This is a genomic window from Pseudomonas sp. P5_B2, from assembly GCF_056400445.1.
On record NZ_JBFULH010000978.1, the window covers coordinates 1 to 1,217 of the forward strand.

Consider the following 1,217-nt stretch of genomic DNA (forward strand, 5'->3'; position numbering starts at 1 on the left):
ATCTATCCGAGGGTGTTGTCCTATAGACATAGAGTACGTTAGTMCACAAACGCTTGATCTGGCCGGGCTTGATGCGTACCTTTGCCCGCTTTTCCTGAATCCGTCACCCCTTGGAGAGCGCCATGTCCGCTGATCTCGAGCATATCCGTCAAATCATGCGAGAGGCTGACTGCCTGTACACCGAAGCTGAAGTCGAGGCGGCCATCGCCCGCGTCGGTGCGCAAATCAACGATCAACTGGCGGATTCCAACCCGGTGGTGTTCTGTGTGATGAACGGCGGCCTTATTTTCTCGGGCAAGCTGTTGCCGCACCTGCACTTCCCACTGGAAGCGTCCTACCTGCATGCCACCCGTTATCGCAACGAAACCAGCGGCGGCGACCTGTTCTGGAAAGCCAAGCCGGAAGTGTCGTTCATCGACCGTGACGTGCTGATCATCGACGACATCCTCGACGAAGGCCACACACTGGGCGCGATCATCGATTTCTGCAAACACGCCGGCGCGCGCAAAGTGCACACCGCCGTGCTGATCGACAAAGACCACGACCGCAAGGCTCGCCCGGACCTGAAAGCCGATTTCGTCGGCCTGCCGTGCATCGACCGTTACATCTTCGGTTATGGCATGGACTACAAAGGTTACTGGCGTAACGCTAACGGGATCTTTGCTGTTAAAGGCATGTAAGCCATGACCACGCCGCGCTTTCTTGATCAGTCCTTGTTCACTGAGTTGGCCGGGAAAGCTGCGGTTAATCCTCGTGGACGGCAACATTACAACTTTCATCAGATGGAAGACGCTTGTCATCGCATGGCGGTGGGTTTACAGCCRGGCACCTATATTGCGCCTCACCGGCATTTGGGTGAAAACAAGGACGAAACCTTACTGGTCCTGAARGGGCGCCTAGGCGTGCTGATCTTCAACGAGGCCGGCTCGCTGCTGACAAAACATCTCCTGCAGGCTGGTGGCGATTGTGTTGGCGTGGATTTACCGGGCGGTGTGTTCCATAGCATCGTCGTGCTGGAAGCAGGCAGCGTGATGTTCGAGTGCAAAGCTGGCCCTTATCGCCCGGTTGGTGAAGGCGAACTGGCGGGTTGGGCGCCGCGTGAAGGCGAGCCGGGTGTGGCCGAGTATCAAGCGTGGATGCGCGCGCAGTTCGGTTGATTCCTTACCCCTGTGGGAGCGARCCTGCTCGCAATAGCATCGGCACATTCAACATAAATG

At 57.0% G+C, this 1,217-nt stretch carries 2 protein-coding genes; both read left to right on the forward strand.

Annotated features, from left to right (window positions below; translation table 11 throughout):
- Nucleotides 1–122: 122 nt before the first annotated feature.
- A complete protein-coding gene (locus AC1DRJ_RS28465; protein WP_223515397.1) occupies nt 123–680 on the forward strand; it encodes a hypoxanthine-guanine phosphoribosyltransferase in 558 nt (185 codons plus the stop codon).
- 3 nt (nt 681–683) lie between these two features.
- Nucleotides 684–1,157: a WbuC family cupin fold metalloprotein gene (locus tag AC1DRJ_RS28470; RefSeq protein ID WP_477805078.1), complete on the forward strand. Its 474-nt coding sequence runs from the start codon at nt 684–686 to the stop codon at nt 1,155–1,157.
- Nucleotides 1,158–1,217 lie beyond the last annotated feature (60 nt).

What these genes read in the sequence shown, in the direction of transcription:
- AC1DRJ_RS28465 (WP_223515397.1), top strand. Translation starts at nt 123, where the DNA reads ATGTCCGCTGATCTCGAGCATATCCGTCAAATCATGCGAGAGGCTGAC.